The organism is Paracandidimonas lactea, from assembly GCF_021653995.1.
In the GTDB taxonomy this organism is placed as follows: domain Bacteria; phylum Pseudomonadota; class Gammaproteobacteria; order Burkholderiales; family Burkholderiaceae_B; genus Allopusillimonas; species Allopusillimonas lactea.
Genome location: NZ_JAJJOZ010000016.1, coordinates 1 through 18,812, shown reverse-complemented (window position 1 = coordinate 18,812; position 18,812 = coordinate 1). Strand labels below are relative to the sequence as shown.

Genomic DNA, 18,812 nt, shown 5'->3' with positions numbered 1-18,812 from the left:
GCTTCCATTAGAAATGTTCTTCGCAAAAACAAGTCTAATGAATACCGCTTGTCCCCCGTTCATGATGTAGAGCCTATTTTTCAACAACCACCTTCGGCCTACCTATGGGGAAATTTTCCCGCACGAGTGGTTTTCCCGCAATTTTCCCGCAAAATCCCCGGACTTTTTAAACGCCATGCGTGCCGCTCCCTCAACTTTGGCTAGCGAGCAGGCGTGTCATTTGAACAGGTGCCATCACCGGCTGGCGTTCGCGAGCTGCCAGAAAGTCCGTCGCCACAACCTCAAAAGAAGTGAATGATGCCTCGAAAGTGGGCGGGTCGGCGTCGTACACCAAAGGCATTAGGTACTTCGAGCAATGGTTCGACAACTCTCCATTCGTCTTTGCCGCTCTCAGGGTACGATTCAGAACGGCGATTAGGCTGGCGACAACGCTACCTTGGTGAGCTTGAAAGTCGCTCAAACTCTTGAGCAAATCCGTCGGTGTACGTCTTTTTCAGCGGTCTGTACCGGGAGGTCTCGCACCAAACCTTTCGCAGCCATGTTTTCAAGCGCTTGCTGCTACTGAACGGCCGAAATTGTTCTCATAGTTCACCAAGCGACCACCCTACACCACTGGTTGTTCGCCCCCCCTATTCCAACTTGCCAGAGGCACCTCACAAGGAAACAGACGTATACCTTTTGTTGTGAAAAGTGATACCTTTTGCCTGCTGATAAGTGTTTACCGATGTGTTGATTGAAGGACTTGGTTCTGCATGCTTCTGATTGCCCCTGGTGCCCGTGCCGTTATCCGCGATGAGGAATGGCTCATCCGCCGCGTTGACCCTTCTGCCGATGGCGGACGATTACTAACCTGTGATGGCATCTCGGAATTGGTGCGCGGTCGCACCGCGCTGTTCCTGACCGAACTGGAAGAGCAGATAGAGATTCTTGACCCGGCTGCCACACAGCTGGTGCCAGACAACAGCCCAACGTACAACGCCTCTGTCTTGTACCTGGAAAGCCTGCGTCGGCGCAGTGTGCCTAACGATGAAGCCATTCATCTGGGCCACCGGGGTGTGATGAACCTGATGCCGTACCAGCTTGACCCGGCGTTACAGGCGCTGCGTCAAACCCGCTCGCGCATCCTCATTGCAGATGCGGTGGGTCTGGGCAAAACACTAGAAGCCGGCATACTCACCACCGAATTGATGCAGCGCGGTCGTGGCAAGCGGATTCTGGTTGTGACTACCAAGGCCATGCTCACCCAGTTCCAGAAAGAGTGGTGGAGCCGGTTTTCAATACCGCTGGTGCGCCTGGACTCGGTTGGCCTGGCCCGCGTGCGCAACCGCATCCCGGCCAACCACAACCCGTTCAACTACTTTGACCGAAGCATCATTTCCATCGACACGCTCAAGAGCAACCTTGAGTACCGGAACTACCTGGAAAACGCCTGGTGGGACATCATTGTTATTGATGAGTGCCACAACGTGGCTGCCCGTGCCAGTGAAACGGGCTTATCGCGTCGCGCCCGGCTGGCCCGTTTACTGGCAACCCGCTCCGACACCCTGATGTTGCTGTCGGCAACACCACACGACGGCTCCGCCCGCAGTTTTGCTTCTTTAATGAGCTTGCTCGACCCGACGGCCATTTCCGACCCTGACGACTACACGCCCGAAGATTTTCGCAGCAAGGGCTTGGTCATCCGACGTTTCAAGAAAGATATCCGCGACCAGGTCAGCACCGAGTTCAAAGAACGCATCACCACGCGCCTGCATGCCCAAGCAAGCGCTGCTGAGGAAACGGTATATCGGGTCTTGCTCGATGTTCCTTTTACCCAGCGCGGCCAATATAAGGCTGGTCAACAAACTGAGCTGCAACGCGTGGGGCTGCAAAAAACCTTGTTTTCAAGCCCGGCTGCAGCGCTGGAATCGACCAACAAGCGTATTGCTTTGCTTGAAGGTAAATCTGATGCCAGCGATGCCGAGCGTGCTGAGGTAACAAGCCTTCAAGAGTTGCGTGACGCCTTGCTGGTGCTGGTTGACGAGCCAGACGCGGCAAGCTTCAGTAAGTACCAGCGCTTGCTTGCACACCTGCGTTCGGCCGAGTTTGGATGGACGCCAGCGGAACCCAAAGACCGCCTTGTCATTTTTTCCGAGCGTATCGAGACCCTGCATTGGCTGCGTGCGCGGCTTGCTGTCGATATGAAGCTGAAGGCCAACCAGATTGAAGTGTTGCACGGACAAATGGCCGACACAGAGCAACAAGAGCTTGTCGAGCGGTTTGGGCGCTTGAATGACCCCATTCGCGTACTGCTCTGCTCCGACGTTGCCAGCGAGGGCTTGAACCTGCACTACTTCTGTCACCGGTTGGTGCACTTTGACTTGCCGTGGTCATTGATGGTTTTCCAGCAACGTAACGGCCGGGTTGACCGCTACGGCCAGGAACATCAGCCGCAAATCGTCTATCTGTTTACGGACACCGTGAATGAAAAAATTCGGGGTGACTTACGTATTCTTGAAATTCTGGAAAAGAAAGACGAGCAAGCCTTGCTGAATCTGGGCGACCCCTCGGCTTTCCTGAATGTGTTCGACCCCGACAAAGAAGAGGAAAAGGTTAGCGACTTCATGGTCAGTGGCCTGACCCCCGAACAGGTTGAGGCTGAAATGGATGCCACAGCCAATGACGAGCAGAGCAATGAGGCCGATTGGCTGATGGCGTTGTTTGGCGGCGAAACAGGCCACACCAACGCCGCGGCCTCTGGTGAATCGTCTGCCTCTGGCAATAGCCTGGCATCCATCAGTGAGCCCGCGTCGCTGTTCAAAAGCGACTATCACTACGCAAAAACCGCACTGACCCTGTTGAATCAGGGTGAATTGCTGTGCCAGTGGTCTGCGGAAGACGCTGAGCAGGTGATTGCCTTGACTGCACCTCAAGATTTGCAAGACCGGTTGCGCCAGCTGCCGGCAGAGGTACAGGCTACCAACGACCATTACGCCCTGTGTGCCGACCCCAAACGTATGGCCGAGGCGATTGAGACTGCGCGCCAAGCTCGGGCAGAAGAGGAATCATGGCCACAGTTGCACTACTTGTGGCAGCAGCACCCCATCATGGAATGGCTGGGCGAACGGGTGCTGACCTACTTTGGTCGGCACAAAGCCCCTGTGCTTCAAAGTATGGCGCTGCAGCCAAACGAGCAAGCCTTCATCTTGATGAGTCTTGTACCTAACAGGAAAGGCCAACCCTTGCTGGTGGAGTGGCAGGTGGCCTGCCGAACGGGCAGCGGCAGTTTTTCGCTGGAATCCTTCGACACCTTTGCTGCGCGCAGTGGCATCAAGGCCGGTGGCCTGCCCAACCGGGGGCACAGTGAAGCGCTTGAAACCATAATTACTTCAATGCAGAAGGCTCTGCCTGAAGCTATACACACCATGCGCGATTACATGCTGGCAAAACAAGCCTCATTCTCTGCCGCTCTGGAACAGCGGCTGGAAGGGACACTGGACGAATTGCGACGCCTGCAAAGCCGCCAAATGCAGCAGCTTGAGCTGAATCTGGCCAAGCAACTGGAAACGGTCAGACGAGGCCGCTTCGAGCAGCGTAGCCAGCAAATCAACCGCGTCTTTGACGAATACCGCCAGTGGGTACACGACACCTTGTCCACCGAGCCGCAACCCTGGATACAGGTGCTGGCTGCTGTATGCCACCCTCAAGCCAATACTGCGGGAGCCTGACCATGCCAGTTCTTGACGCCGTTCAAACGTTCGCAGGCATTTCCAACGAAAACGAGTTCTACAGCCATCATTATCTGGCTGAAGTTTTCAAAGGCGACATTAAAGCCAGGCTGGACGCCTGGGAAACAGAAGAAGCCGAACATCCGGGTGACGAAACCCACCGTTCGCCATACAAACGTCTTCAGGCCTGGTCACAAAAATGGTTTAGCCTGCACAGCCAGATTCAGCGTGCCGGCGATGACAAACAGCGCTGGCTGCTGTTTACCGAAATGCAAACGGGCTTGCTGCAGGCACTGGGCTACGCAAAGCCCAAGGCGTCACCCGACCTTCACGAACTGGTTGCCGGCTTACCTATTCCCGTGTGGATGCTGCAACTACCTGGCCTGGCCGTTATTCCCGCTTACCGTCCGGGTCAAGGCCAGGAGGACCTTCTTGACCATACGCTAACAGGCCTGCTGTATGGCGATGACCCTGTGCCCACTGCACTGAAAGGCGAACCCTGGGCGGACATGCTTTCTGACGCCGTATTCGCCGCAGAAACACCCCCGCGGTATGTTCTCTTGATTGGCCTAAGCGAATGGCTGCTGATTGACCGCTACAAGTGGCCAAACAATCGAGCCCTGCGTTTTGATTGGGCGGAAATCCTTGACCGCAAAGATGCCGACACGCTCAAGGCCTGTGCGGTGCTGCTGCACAAAGGCAGCCTGGCACCGGATGAAGGCGCCAGCCTGCTGCAGTCACTAGATGAAAATGCACACAAACACGCCTTTGGTGTCAGTGAAGACCTGAAGTATGCCCTGCGCGAGGCCATTGAACTGCTGGGTAACGAAGCCGCACGGCAATTACGGCAACAAGCCTCAGAAGCCAAAAAAGGGTTCTTCAGCGGCAAAGACCAACTGGACGCCAGCGACCTGAGCATGGAGTGTCTGCGCATGGTGTACCGGCTGCTTTTCATGTTCTACATCGAAGCACGTCCAGAGCTGTCTTACGTACCCATCGCAAAAAGCGAGGTCTACCAGAAAGGTTACAGTCTGGAAAGCCTGCGTGACCTTGAAATGCAGCCCTTGGGCACACCCAGCGCGCGCGATGGTCTGTACTTCGACACCACTTTGCGGCGCTTGTTCTCGCTCGTTGCCCAGGGATGCGGCCTGAAGGAGCCTTCCCAGCAAGAACTGGGTGCTAGCAGCGTGGCTGGTGCCAAAGACGTGTTTGCTATGGCCCCGCTGGATAGTCGCCTGTTCGATGACAACTCCATGCCCTTGCTGGCCAGGGTGCGTTTTCCGAACCACATCTGGCAGCGCATCATTCGGTTGATGTCGCTGACCCGCAGCCAGGGGCGAGGCCAGCGAAAGGGGCGGGTTAGCTACCAGTTGCTGTCCATCAACCAGCTTGGGGCCGTCTACGAAGCCCTGCTCAGCTACCGCGGTTTCTTTGCGTCTGAAGACCTTTACGAGGTGCAGCCTGCACCAAAGAAACAGAAGGCCGCAGCAACCCAGGCTGACGATGACAATAACGATGAGGACGACGAATCATCGAATGGCGACAGTGAGTCGGCAACCAGCGCGTCAGCCGCAGCCACAGACCTGTTGGATAACGCCTGGTTCGTACCCGCCAGTCGCCTGAATGAATATGCCGAGAACGAACGCGTTTATGACCGCAACGATGCGGGGCATCTGGTATTGCGCAAGCATGAGCGTGGACGCTTCATTTATCGCCTCGCAGGGCGAGACCGCCAGAAAAGTGCCAGCTATTACACCCCGCAGGTTCTAACTCAATGCCTGGTCAAGTATGCCGTGAAAGAGCTTCTGGAGGGCGGTCGAGTGACGAAAGCGGACGATATTCTGACCCTTACGGTATGTGAGCCGGCCATGGGCAGTGCCGCGTTCTTGAACGAAGCCGTTAACCAGTTATCCGAAGCGTACCTGGAGCGCAAGCAGGCGGAACTGGGGCGTCGCATTCCCCACGATGAGTATCCCCGCGAACTGCAGAAAGTTCGCATGTACCTTGCAGACCGCAATGTGTACGGCGTTGACCTGAACCCGGTGGCGGTGGAACTGGCGGAGGTTTCGCTATGGCTGAACGCCATTTACGGTGAGACAGACGCCAAGGGCCTGCCGCAGCCCGCACGGGTTCCGTGGTTCGGCTATCAACTATTTGCCGGCAACAGCCTGATAGGCGCACGACATCAGGTGTATCGCCCCGGTAGCCTACTACGGGGGGCCAAACCGGCCTGGCACGAAGAACCGCCCCGGCGTGTTACTTCCGACCAGCCAAGAACGTCTGATGAAATTTGGCACTTCTTGCTGCCCGACCCAGGCATGGCCAACTACAGCGATAAAACGGCCAAAGCCTTGTATCCAGAGGACTTTGAGCGGCTCAAGACATGGCGCAAAGCGTTTACCGCACCGTTGTCTGATTACGAGATTGCCCGCCTGCAGCAGTTGAGCACCCGGGTGCAGGAACTGTGGAAAGAACACATTCAGGCGCTCGCACGCGACCGAAAACGCACCGAGGACACCCTGACCGTATGGCCGTCACAAGATGGAGCCGATGACAGCCTTGAAGCACGCATCAGCCGCAGCCAGAAGGAGGCCATACGCAGCGAAGGCTTACTGAATGAAGATGGCGACCTGGCTACCCCATTCAGGCGGCTTAAGCTGGTGATGGATTATTGGTGCGCCCTGTGGTTCTGGCCCATTAACGCCAGTGCGCAACTACCCAGCCGAGAAGCCTGGTGGATGGAAGTTGGTGCCATTCTTGAAGGCAATGTGGTGGACATGACGCGCCAGGTCGGGCTGGACCTGGGAGGGGACTCGACTGATAGCACCGCCGGTAATTCCGAGCCTACCGGCTTTGAACCCCCTCAGTCCGGGCTACTGGGTTTCGAAATTCAACCCGCTTTGCGTCAAGCGCAAGAGCGTGCTCGCTTGCATGACACCTGGGGGCAATTGCGTATCAGTAGGCTGCGCCAGAGTTTTCCGCGCATTGAGTTGGTCGAGTCTGTTGCTGAGGCGCGCCGGTTCATGCACTGGGAATTGTGTTTTGCGGATGTGCTTTTGCAGCGTGGCGGCTTTGACTTGATTCTGGGTAACCCCCCTTGGCTGAAGGTTGAGTGGAACGAGTCGGGCATCCTGGGTGAATACAACCCGGTATTCGCAGTGCGAAAAGTTAGTGCAAGTGACCTGGCCAAACTACGGGCGGCTGCTTTTGCCGAGTTTTCAGGCTTGCAACAGGCCTGGACGGATGAATTGCAGGAAGCCGAAGGGACGCAGAGCTTTCTGAACGCAGTGCAGAACTACCCGCTACTCAAGGGCGTTCAAACAAACCTGTATAAGTGCTTTATGCCGTTGGCTTGGGGGCTTAACAGTGCGCTAGGGGTAACCGGGTTATTACACCCTGAGGGTCCCTACGACGACCCCAAGGGCGGAAATTTACGAGAATCAATTTACGAAAGGCTTCGAGCAATTTTCGGATTTCAAAATGAATTCAAGCTTTTTCCGATTGGGAATCGTGAAACTTTTAGCGTGAATATATATGGTGCCAAACAAGATAGGCCTGTCTTTGACATGGTCTCAAACTTGTTTACACCCAGCACGGTAGATGCGTGTTACCAGCACGATGGGGCAGGACTCCCAGATGGAATCAAGAATGATGCGGGCGAATGGAATACAGTCGGTCACAGTGACAGAATTGTACGAGTTGATGATGCTGCACTTGCAACCTTCGCCAAACTCTACGACGAACCCGGCACGCCACCCCGTCGGGCCCGATTACCTGCATTACATGCAGGTGCGTTGAGAGACGTGCTGGCCAAGCTTGCAGCTTACCCAAGACGGCTGGCCGACTTGGGAAATGATTATTTTTCGACAGAAATGTGGCATGAAACCATGCAACAGAAGGACGGGACCATTACCCGCCGTTCAACAAGTGACGTCGGCTTTCCTGCTACGCCAGACGAGTGGGTATTGTCGGGTCCACACTTCTTCGTTGCGAATCCATTTAACAAAACGCCACGCAAGGTATGTGAAACACATAAGGCCTATGACAACATTGACCTTGAAACCCTGCCTGACGACTACCTGCCTCGAACCAACTACCTTCCCATGGCCGACCGTGCCGAATATCAGCGCCGAACGCCACGGGTCAGTTGGGTCGAAGATGGGGAAGTGGCAGCAAAGCCAGTAACGGATTACTTCCGTCACGTTCATCGAAGAGCAATTGGCTCTGCATCCGAGCGAACTGCGTGTGCGTCAGTATTGCCACCACAGGCTGCACACATCGACGGTGTATTTTCAATAACGTTTCGACAATATGCCGACCAGATTGATTATGGTGCGGGGATGTGTTCCGTGGCTATTGATTTTTTGGTTAAGTCTACCGGAAAGAGCGATTTACGCGGAGACCTTGCAGACAAGATACCCCATGTTCAACTTGCTTGCCCGGCTCGGGTAAGGTTTTTGTCTTTAGTCTGCCTGACCTCGTATTACGCCCCATTTTGGGAAGAAAGTTTCGACCTTTCTTTCCCCGATGAAGCATGGACTCAACCCAACAACCCCCGCTTACCCCAAGATTTCTGGCAAAACCTGACCAGTACCTGGACTCGCGACTGCGCACTGCGCAGCGACTACGCGCGTCGCATGGCATTGGTAGAAATTGATGTTTTGGTAGCCCAAGCGCTGGGGATGACGCTCGAGGAACTGCTTCTTATCTACCGCGTGCAATTCCCCGTGATGCAAGGCTACGAGCGTGATACCTGGTACGACATCAACGGTCGCATCGTCTTCACCAACAGTAAAGGCCTGGTCGGGGTTGGCCTACCACGTGAAGGTGGCCGAACGACACCCAGGGTAAAGATACAAGAACCTGACGGTAAAACCCGCGCAGGTAACTTTGGCTGGGAAGACCTGTACAAAAACGATGTATGGCTTGTACCCGATGGCACAGTGGTCACCCAACAAGCGCAGGATGACACCTTGCCGGGCGGCCCTCGCACCGTTGAACGCCGCTATGTGGCCCCGTTTGCCCGCGCTAACCGCGAAGAGGATTACCGAATTGCTTGGGATTTTTTCGCTACTGAAAAAATAGGAGATACAAGATGAAATCAGGATGTGCTTTTGACCACGACTGGACCGCGCAGGTAACACTACCCGTCAAACGTGTTGGCACAAACTGGGAGTTTCTGTATGGCGGAGATATTCCCGTCAAAGATGGTGCTCTCGGCGACCTGACAATTAACCTCAGTCAAATTACCGATGAAAATTTTCGAAAACGCGTTAGCACTGAAATCTCCGTCCAAATTCTTGAAGAGGGTACTCTTTTGCTCGTGGCATTGAGTGACCAAAGCAGAGGAGGTAGACGTGTTGGCCCGTGGCCAAAAGAGGATATTTACAACCTCCCTTTGGGCACGACAAGGCTTGAAAGAATTACGCTCGGCCCACCGAAACGAAATAGAGTTGAGGGTCAGCCCATAAAAGATGCTGAGCGTAGTGGTTTGTGGTTAAAGCTTAGGGGTCTCGACCGTTGTGAGCTCATTGGAAGCACAGTTCAAATGCCCGAGGGTGCTGCTCAGTCAACTGCTACCAGTCTGAACCATGCATTCACTTTACTGTCGCAGCAATACGAAATTCATCGCATATCTAACACGGGGAATGTTTACTCTCGGGTGTTTTATCAAGAACGAAGTGGGGCATGGTTCCCTCTTAACGATTTGAGAATGGGGGTCAAAGTACAAGGTGAAAAAAAATTATTAGATGAAACTTGGGCGGAAGTTGAGCGACTGTTAGGTTGGCGACCCACGATAGCTTCAAAAAGTAAAAAAACGCGATAGTCCCTTATTCATATGTTGCCATCCCTACTAACCAAAGACATAAAAAACGGGCTCAAGCAGTTCCTGAAGGCCGGTTACGAGCCATCCGATGCCTTCATGCATGGCTTGATGAGCCGGTTTGTTGAAGAGGAGTCCACCTGGCTCAAGGGCCCCTATGTCCAAGTGGGGTTGCCCTTTGTCAATGGTACCCAGGGCAAAAAGTTCTACGCTTCGTTTGAAACGCAGCATCCCGGTTACAGCCATCAAGAGCAAGCCTGGCGTCGCCTGTCATCGGAACACCTGGCGGCAAGTACGCTGGTGGCTACCGGCACGGGCAGCGGTAAAACCGAATGTTTTTTGTATCCCGTGCTGGATTACTGTGCGCGTACTCGGGCAGCAGGTGAAGCAGGCATAAAAGCCCTGGTTATCTACCCCATGAATGCCTTGGCCAGCGACCAGGCGCGGCGTATTGCGCAATTGGTAGCTTCCGTGCCTGCTTTCGCCCAACTTCGCGTAGGCCTGTACGTAGGCGGCCGGCAGGGTGAGCCGGGTAGTGGCTTGGTGATGACGCCCGAGAACGTCATCACGGACCGCGACACCTTGCGCAAACAGCCACCGGACATTCTGTTAACCAACTACAAAATGCTGGACTACCTGATGCTGCGCCCTCAGGACCGCCAGCTCTGGGCTGCCAACACACCCGAAACGCTGCGTTATGTCGTTGTTGACGAGTTGCATACTTTTGATGGCGCGCAGGGAACCGACCTGGCGTTGTTATTGCGGCGCTTGCGTGCCCGGTTACAAACACCGGAAGGCCATCTGATTTGCGCGGGAACGTCGGCAACCTTGGGGGGGGCGTCTGACACCGCGCCACTGCGTGATTATGCACGACAGATTTTCGGGGTTCCTTTCGAACCGGATTCCGTCGTGACAGAAAATCGTCAAAGTGTGGGCGATTTTCTCGAAGACGCCACGGTGGACTTCATGTTCCCGTTCCGACCCGATGTCGCCATCCAGCTAGACCCGTCTCAATACGCTGCACCCGAGGACGCGGTAGCTGCTTGGTATGGCTTGTTTTTCCCGGGTGAGCCGGAGCCTGTTGATGTGAAAGACAAGGCCTGGCGGCAAGAGCTGGGTAAAAAACTGAAACGGCACCAGCTGTTTGTAAACCTGCTCAAGCTGTTGAAAGGTAGCGTGATTGAGGCAGCAGAACTGAAAGAATCTTTTGCCCGCAACATGCCCACGGCCACCGACGCACAAGTCGGGTTGGTACTGGACGCGTTGCTGGTGCTGGTGGCGTGGGCCCTGCGCGAGGGCAACCAACCCATGGTGACCTTGCGTATGCAATTGTGGGTACGCGAATTGCGGCGCATGGTCGGCAAGCTAAGCACAAAACACGCTGACGTCGTATTGCGAAGTGAGCGCGACCTGCCCAGCCAGCGCGATGGGGTGTACTTGCCGATGGTGCAGTGCAGCCAGTGTCGCACCACCGGCTGGATATCACGCCTGGTGCAAGGCACCAATAAGTTGTCGACAAAACTTGACGAAATTTACAACACCTGGTTCTCTGGCCGCCCGGAAGCAGCCCGATTTTATGCAGCCCAAAGTGTTGGCCACGCCCACGTTGACGGTATCAATCAGCATGTCTGCGTGTCATGTGGCAACCTTCAACCCGGCGATGGTACCTGCCTGGCCTGCGGTAACCAGGAACTGCTTGCGATTTTCCGGGTAACGGCACAACGCTCCCAAACTTCTGGCATGGCGCAGTTCACCCGGCATGACTCCACGTGCCCGGCCTGTGGCGAACGGGACGAGCTACTGCTGTTGGGCGCACGTAACGCCACCTTGGGTTCGCAGGTGGTTGAGGCGACGTGGGCCAGTGTGTTCAATGACGACAAGAAGCTGATTGCGTTCTCCGATTCGGTCCAGGATGCAGCGCACCGCGCGGGTTTTTTTGGTGCCCGCACCTATGTGAATAATGCCCGTATGGCGCTGGCCCAGGTGATGGACGAAATTGTCCAGACCCTCGTCAGCTGGACTGAGTTCCTGAATAAAGCCAATACACAATTCGCTCAGCCCGGTTCCGTTTTGAATATGGATGACGAGCGGCTGGTGTCTGAGTTTATTGGGCCAAACATGACCTGGCAGCGGGATTGGGCGGAAGAGTTGCCCAAGAACTTGCGGTTGCCCGCCGGCAGCAAGCTGCCCGGCCGGGTAAAAAAACGCCTGTTGTGGCAGGCTGTCAGCGAAATGACCTACCTTAGCAAGCGCGGTCGTACCCTGGAGCGCGTTGGCAAGGCCACGCTTTCAGTGCCTCTGGAGCGTCTGCAAAGTGTGTCTGAAACGCTGACTGAAAGGTTGCAAGAGCAGTTTGGTTTAAGGAGTCTGACCCAGGAAACCGTTGTCTGGTGGCTGTGGGGCGTTCTTACGCACATGCGCCGACGCGGCGGCGTCATGCACCCTGAATTGGCGAACTATGCGGGTGATGCCAACATTTTCGCGTTGCTGAAAACCGCGGGGCGCGGGGAATGGATGCCGACCATGGGTGACTACACCCCGAAACCGGTATTTCTCACACTCGGAACCCAGCGTGGCTTCGATAAACTGACCCAACGCAATCGCCCCACATGGTACGAACGCTGGGCAACTGTCGTGTTAAACCAGAATGGCTTACTACCTCAAGGGATGACCGGCGAGATGTATGCCGCCGCCTTCGAGACGCTGGAACGGGACGGCATTGTTGTACGCACAGCCCACCACGCCGGCGACACCCTGGCTGTGAACCCCGATGCACTGATGCTGACTACAGATGTTACGTTTGTTGCCACCAAGGGCAGCAAGCGCAGGCTGACGGTGCCGCGATTCGAGGCAGAGAGCTTCCTGGGTATGCCATGCCTTGACAGTGTCGAGTCAAGCTACGAGGTCGTGCTGGCAGACAGCAGCAATTGGTGGGCCACGCGATACAGTCAGGGCAGCGTTCGCCGTGTGATTGCCGCAGAGCATACAGGGCTTCTGGAGCGCACAGAACGTGAAGCCCTGGAACAACGATTCAAGAACAAAAAACCTAAACCCTGGTTTGAGAATCTTTTATCAGCCACACCTACCATGGAAATGGGGGTGGACATTGGCGACCTGTCGTCGGTCTTGCTATGTTCGGTACCACCTGCCCAGGCCAGTTTTTTGCAACGTATTGGCCGCGCAGGCCGTGTTGATGGCAATGCTGTAGCGACAACGCTGGCGGACGGTAACAGCCCGCATGACCTGTATTTCTTTTCCGAAACACAAGAAATGATTGCGGGTGACGTCAGCCCACCCGGCATTTTCCTGCAGGCCGCTGAAGTGTTGCGTCGCCAGCTGTTTGCGTTCTGCATGGATGACTGGGTGGCAGGCCTGACAACCATGACAGCCTTACCGCAAAAAACCTCACAGGCGCTGGATGCGGTGGAACAAGCGCGCCTTGACCGCTTCCCCTACATCTTTTGCGATTATGTGTTGCAGCATGAACAACGGCTTTTTGATGGGTTCATTGAGCTGTTGGGGCAGGATGCCACTGACAAGGTGCGTGAGCGGTTGTGGAACACTATGCAGGGTCAAGGGGAGGAAGACGGCTTACGTGTGCGTCTGATGAAGGTTTTCAGCGACCTGGTGGCAGAGCGCCGCACCTACAAGAAACGCAAAGATGAGCTGGATAAGGCCCGGGCCAAGTTAAAACAAAAGCCGCAGGACGAGGCCACGATTGCAGAGTACGAGCAGTTGTCGCGCGAGCGCGACTCCATGCTGGAGCTGATTAAAGAAATTAATGGTCGTGACCTGCTCAACACGCTGACAGACGCTGGGTTAATTCCGAACTATGCGTTCCCCGAAGCCGGGGTAGAGCTGAAGTCTGTATTGTGGCGCAAACGTGCTACTGATGAGCCCGGCCAAGGTGCCTATGTGGCGTTAAAAACGCTGAAGTATGAGCGCCCCGCTCAATCGGCTTTGTCGGAGTTCGCCCCGGAAAACCGCTTTTACGCCAACCAGCGACGCGTTCAGGTTGACCAAATCAACATGAACCTGGCTCAGGCGGAAACCTGGCGCTTTTGCCCGGCCTGTCATCACATGCAGCACCTGGAGAAGGAGCCCGTTGAGCACGCCGTTTGTCCGCGCTGCAGCGACACGATGTGGGCCGACGCCGCCCAGAAGCGCACGCTGCTGCGCTTCAAGCAAGCCATTGCCAACAGCAATGACATGGAAGTGCGCATTGATGATACCGCCGAAGACCGCGAGCCGAAGTATTACGTTCGCCAGTTGATGGCCGATTTCCAGCCTTCCAGTATTCGGGAAGCGTGGCAGATTGGTTCTGGCGAGTTACCCTTTGGCTTCGAGTTCATCTCCCGGGTGACCTTCAGGGATGTCAATTTTGGTGAACTGGCCAAACCGGGGGAAACCTTCAAAGTTGCGGATGTTGAGTCCGGGCGGCCAGGGTTTTGCCTTTGCCGGTACTGTGGCAAAGTACAAAAACCCGCACGGCGCAATGCGGCCTCACAAAGCCAGACCCATAGTTTTGACTGCCCCAAACACGGCAGCGATGACCCTGCCAACCTGTTTGATTGCCTCTATCTTTACCGAGAGTTTGATTCCGAAGCGCTGCGGATTCTGGTGCCTTACACCAAGAACGGGGTGGATGAACGCGTGGTGCAGTCGTTCATGGCTGCCGTGCAGCTTGGGTTGAAAAAACGCTTTGGCGGCAAGGTGGACCACCTGCGCATGGTTCTGCAAGACGAACCGGGCAAAGAGGGCGGGCCGCGCAAACACTATGTGCTGCTTTACGATTCAGTACCCGGTGGTACGGGGTACCTGCACCAGTTGCTGGCGCAGGATGCCAAGACCCTGACAGACGTTTTGCAAATGGCCCTGGGTGCACTGACAAGCTGTTCCTGTAATGCTGACCCGGAAAAAGACGGCTGTTACCGTTGCTTGTATCAGTACCGCCTGGGCCGCAATATGGAACTGGTGTCACGCGACTCGGCAAAATCGGTACTTTCCGAGCTGGTCAAATCGTTTGGGCACCTGGAACAAGTCAAAACCATTTCAGATATCTACATCAACCCGAACTTTGATTCTGTACTTGAGGCCCGCTTTATTGAAAGCCTGAAGCGGCTTGGTGGTGTGGGTGGTCTGCCAACGGTCAAACTGGTTTCTGATATCGTTAACGGTAAATCGGGTTTCGTGCTGGAAGTTGGAAAGCAGCGCTATCGCATTGAACCTCAGTGTGAATTGGGGTCAACACATGGGGTGTCGGTACCGAGCAAGCCTGATTTCGTTATTTGGCCCTGGGCAACCAACTCACGGCGTCGCCCTATTGCTGTGTTCTGTGATGGCTGGGTGTATCACAAAGACACCTTACGCGAAGATGCGCGCAAGCGTAGTGCCATTGTGAACAGCAATGGCTTTTGGGTCTGGTCGGTGACGCATCAAGATGTTGTTGCTGCGCTTGATGGCGCATTGAATACTGACCTGGAATCGCCCCTGGTAGCAATGAGTCGGCACGATGGAAGCAAGGCACCGCCTACCCTGCCCCGAGCCCAGGAAAATGCGTTCACCCATCATGCCGTTGCGCGTCTGCTGCAATGGCTGGCGACCCCTACTGAAGGCGCAGAGGGTGACGCTGCCGTCGGACCGCTACAACGTAACACCCTGTGGTTGTCTTTTCTTTGCGTTCCTTCAGATGCCACAGACCGAAGCGCTTGCGAGCAACAACTTACTTCCTGGTTGCCCCTTTTGCCAGACAGCATCCTGGAGCCAGATGGCGCCTGGCCAGGCACAGGCTTTGCGCCGTTTGCATCCAAGCCCGGCGTGGCCTGTTTTCAGGTCGGGCGTTGGCCGATGGCGCTGGCCAGAGGTGTTCCCCCGGCACAAGGCTGGTCAGCCCCCGGAGCTGTCGTTCTGGATGCTTCGGCGGCCCTGGACGAAGAGACACTGCATCTGGCCTGGCGACGGTGGCTGCAACTGTATAACGCCATGCAGGTTTTGCCTGGCATGTTGTTGGTAACGGCAGACGGTCTTGAGGCTCGTGATTACGACGGCTTATCCGTTGTTAGCGCGGGGGATGAAAAAGCCCCTGTTCACGCTGGTGACCACGCCGCTTTACAAGCAGCCTGGCTGGACGCTCTAGACCAGGTTTTGCCTGAACTCAAGCCCGGCCTGACACTGCTGGCCCGCGCAGGGTCCACCATTCCACAGGTTGGCATGGAGCTGGTCAATGCCAAGGGCGACGTCATTGCGGATGCCGAGATGACCTGGCCGGCTGTCAAGCTGGCAATTCTTCGACCGGACCAAGATGACCTGGTTGGCATTTGGCAGACTGAAGGTTGGACTATTCTGATGCTCGATGAGGCGTACAGCCAGGTAGACAATCAGCCATGGTTTGTAGCCGCTGCAGCATCATTAGGGCTGGCGCTTGAATCGAACGTAGATACGCAGGAGTGAACTTGTGACCTTTAAACCAAAAGTAGCCTTATCTCAGGATTTTCTTGGTCAGTTGGCAAAGCTGCCTTCAGGTGTCTATGCGAAGGTGATGAAGTGGGCTACGCGCTTTCAGGCCGACCCCACCAGCCCAGGCATTAACTACGAAAACATTAACGGCGCGCGCGACCCTAACCTGAAATCAGTCAGGGTAGACAATGACTGGCGCGGTATCGTCTTCAAGCCAACCAAAGGCGATGTTTACGTGTTGCTCTACGTTGACCACCACGACGAGGCTTACCGATGGGCCGAGAACAAGCGCCTGGCCATTAACCCCGTTACCGGGGCTATGCAATTGGTTGTGCTTGAGCAGGTTGTTCAACAAGAGTCCGTGCCAGAGGCGGCTATCGAACCCTCGGCCGTGCAAGACGAAGTCAAGGCAACGCCCAGCGCGCCTTTATTCGCGGCACTGTCTGACCATGAGCTGATGAGCCTGGGCGTGCCCGAAGAACTGATTGCGCCAGTACGAGCCGTTGCTACAGAGGGTGGTCTTGACGCCATTCAAGCACGTTTGCCGGTCGAAGCCTATGAGGGCCTGTTTTTGGTGCATGCAGGTGACACGGTTAGCCAGATACTGACATCGCGTGAAACGCGCGTGGACCGTGAAATCGATATAGAAGATTTCGCGGCAAGCCTTGATACGCCAGAAGCACAATCTCGTTTTGTGGTGGTGGAGGACGACGAGGCTATGCGGTCCATCATGAACGCACCGTTGGCTCAATGGCGCGTTTTCTTGCACCCCACTCAGAAAAAACTGGCTTCAGGCGACCGCAGTGGCCCAATGCGCGTGCTGGGTCAAGCCGGTACCGGCAAAACCGTATTGGCAATGCACCGGGCCCGCTGGCTGGCAGAGAACCGGACGCCCGATGGTCAAAAGGTCCTGTTCACAACTTTTACCAAGAACCTGGCTGGCGACATTCAGCAGAACCTGCGCTCACTGTGTAGCGCACAAGCCATGGCCAAGATTGAGGTCGTCAACTTGGACGCTTGGGTCGGCGCCTTTATTCGTAGCCGCAAGCTTGAGCACCGCATTGTCTACGACCGAAAGCAAGACGCCGCGCGACAAGCCTGGGAGTCTGCGCTGGCCACCAAAGACTCCAGCCTTGATTTACCTGACGACTTTTACGAGCAGGAACTGGAGCAAGTGATACTGGCCCAGGGCATCACCACGCTGGCTCAGTACCGAGTCGCCCGCCGTACGGGGCGTGGCGTTGTGCTGAGTCGCGCAAAGCGTGACGCCGTATGGCCCGTTTTTGAAGAGTATCGTGGCCAGCTGGCATCTAGAAAACTCAAAGAGGTTGATGACGCTTACCGCGAGGTCGCTGAGATTATTGCTTCGGAGGCACAGGTTGCCGGAGTGTCGTACACCCCGCCATACAGCGCCATCGTTATTGATGAAACCCAGGACCTGGGGCCTCAAGCCCTTACCTTGCTCAGAGCCATGATTCCAGCTGGAGAAAACGACTTGTTCTTCGTTGGCGACGGGCACCAACGCATCTACAGCCGTAACCGAGCCATTATGAGTCGGTGTGGCATTGAGATTCGTGGCCGCTCCCGCAAGCTTTATCTGAATTACCGAACAACTGATGAAATCCGCAAGCAAGCGGTTGCATTGCTGGAAGGCTGTGAAATCGACGATTTGGATGGCGGCAGCGACGAGGACAACCGTTACAAGTCTTTGTCTCACGGGCCGGCACCAAAGCTGACCCAGGTTGACGGTATTGAATCGGCAACGCAGGAGACCATTGCATTTGTAAACGAGTGGCGCGCGGGACACGCGCCCGAGGTGCCCTTGTCGTTATGTGTAATTACGGCCAGTACAAAAGTGCGTGATGCCATGGCTCGCGAGCTGGAAAACGCTGGGCTTGCGTGTGTGACGATTGATGCGCAGAACAACCACGCCAATGCGGTGAATGTGGTGCATCTGGCCACCATGCATCGCGCCAAAGGCCTGGAATTCGATTGTGTTGTCGTTGTTGCCCCGACCAGCTATCTTGGCGACCCGGCAGATACGGATAACCAGCGAAAGTTATTGTACGTGGCCTTAACCCGTGCCAAGCGAGGGGCGCTTTTGTTGCAAGTGCCGTAACTGCTCTTTCGGAGATGGCCAGCGAATAGCTGGCCATTTTTTTAAGGAGGACCAAGCTTAAACAAGCCGAATACTCCTCCTCAATGACGTCGCTATACGAAAGGCGAAGTTATTGAACACTTTGCCCGCCGACTTGCGAAAGAAGATTACTTGCACAGCTCCCTCCTTTGAATCAGAAAGGTGGGAGTGGCTCAACAGAACTAACCCATAAAAATTCAATGAGTTACGAAGGGCGCAAGTATTTGGTTCCGTCGTCTTTACTTGCTTCGCAGACGCGAAAAGTTGGTGGGAAAGTGCGGAGAAAGAAGTTGAATCATCGTCCTAATCTGACCTACCAACAGCTGCGGGAGCGTCAAGAAGCACAAGCAACAACAGGCACATCCAAGCAAACAATTGCCAACCGACTGACAGCCTTGACCCACTTCATGCGCGCCAATCACATTCAAGTTGAAGACCCTGTCGGGGCAGAGTTACGCGCGTACTACCCAAAAGCTATTGAGCGCCTAAAGGTCATTTTGAAAGACCAAGGGAAGAGCGAACGAGCTATCTCGAACATTTGCTCATCCGTTACGCGTTTCAAAGAGGCCGTTGTTCAGTACGACACTGATATCGCGTTGTCAACAGAAGCACTGAATCGAACCGGAAATCGCGGAGGCTGTTGGGTTAAAGTAAAACAGGTTCCTCAGCCGGTGCTGCAAGTTGTCGA

The 18,812-nt window shown here is 55.3% G+C and carries 6 protein-coding genes and 1 pseudogene; all 7 read left to right on the top strand.

From position 1 onward, the window contains the following. Positions 1-204 (top strand): hypothetical protein (locus LOL23_RS18625; RefSeq protein WP_237174099.1); only part of this gene is annotated, 204 nt, incomplete at its 5' end. A gap of 548 nt (positions 205-752) precedes the next feature. Further along, positions 753-3,707, top strand: coding sequence for a DEAD/DEAH box helicase (locus tag LOL23_RS18620; RefSeq protein WP_255772804.1), 2,955 nt, complete (start codon positions 753-755; stop codon positions 3,705-3,707). 2 nt (positions 3,708-3,709) lie between these two features. Then, positions 3,710-8,806, top strand: coding sequence for a DNA methyltransferase family protein (locus LOL23_RS18615; RefSeq protein WP_237174097.1), 5,097 nt, complete (start codon positions 3,710-3,712; stop codon positions 8,804-8,806). After that, positions 8,803-9,534 carry a hypothetical protein gene (locus tag LOL23_RS18610; protein ID WP_237174096.1) on the top strand — a complete coding sequence of 244 codons (732 nt, stop codon included), beginning with the start codon at positions 8,803-8,805 and terminating at the stop codon, positions 9,532-9,534. The genes LOL23_RS18615 and LOL23_RS18610 overlap by 4 nt, the downstream gene beginning before the upstream one ends. Positions 9,535-9,546: 12 nt before the next feature. Continuing rightward, positions 9,547-15,981, top strand: coding sequence for a DEAD/DEAH box helicase (locus LOL23_RS18605; protein WP_237174095.1), 6,435 nt, complete (start codon positions 9,547-9,549; stop codon positions 15,979-15,981). Positions 15,982-15,985: 4 nt separating this feature from the next. Continuing rightward, a complete protein-coding gene (locus LOL23_RS18600) occupies positions 15,986-18,106 on the top strand; it encodes a UvrD-helicase domain-containing protein (RefSeq protein ID WP_237174094.1) in 2,121 nt (706 codons plus the stop codon). Positions 18,107-18,324: 218 nt separating this feature from the next. After that, a pseudogene (locus tag LOL23_RS18595) lies at positions 18,325-18,812 on the top strand (hypothetical protein); the annotation flags it as partial.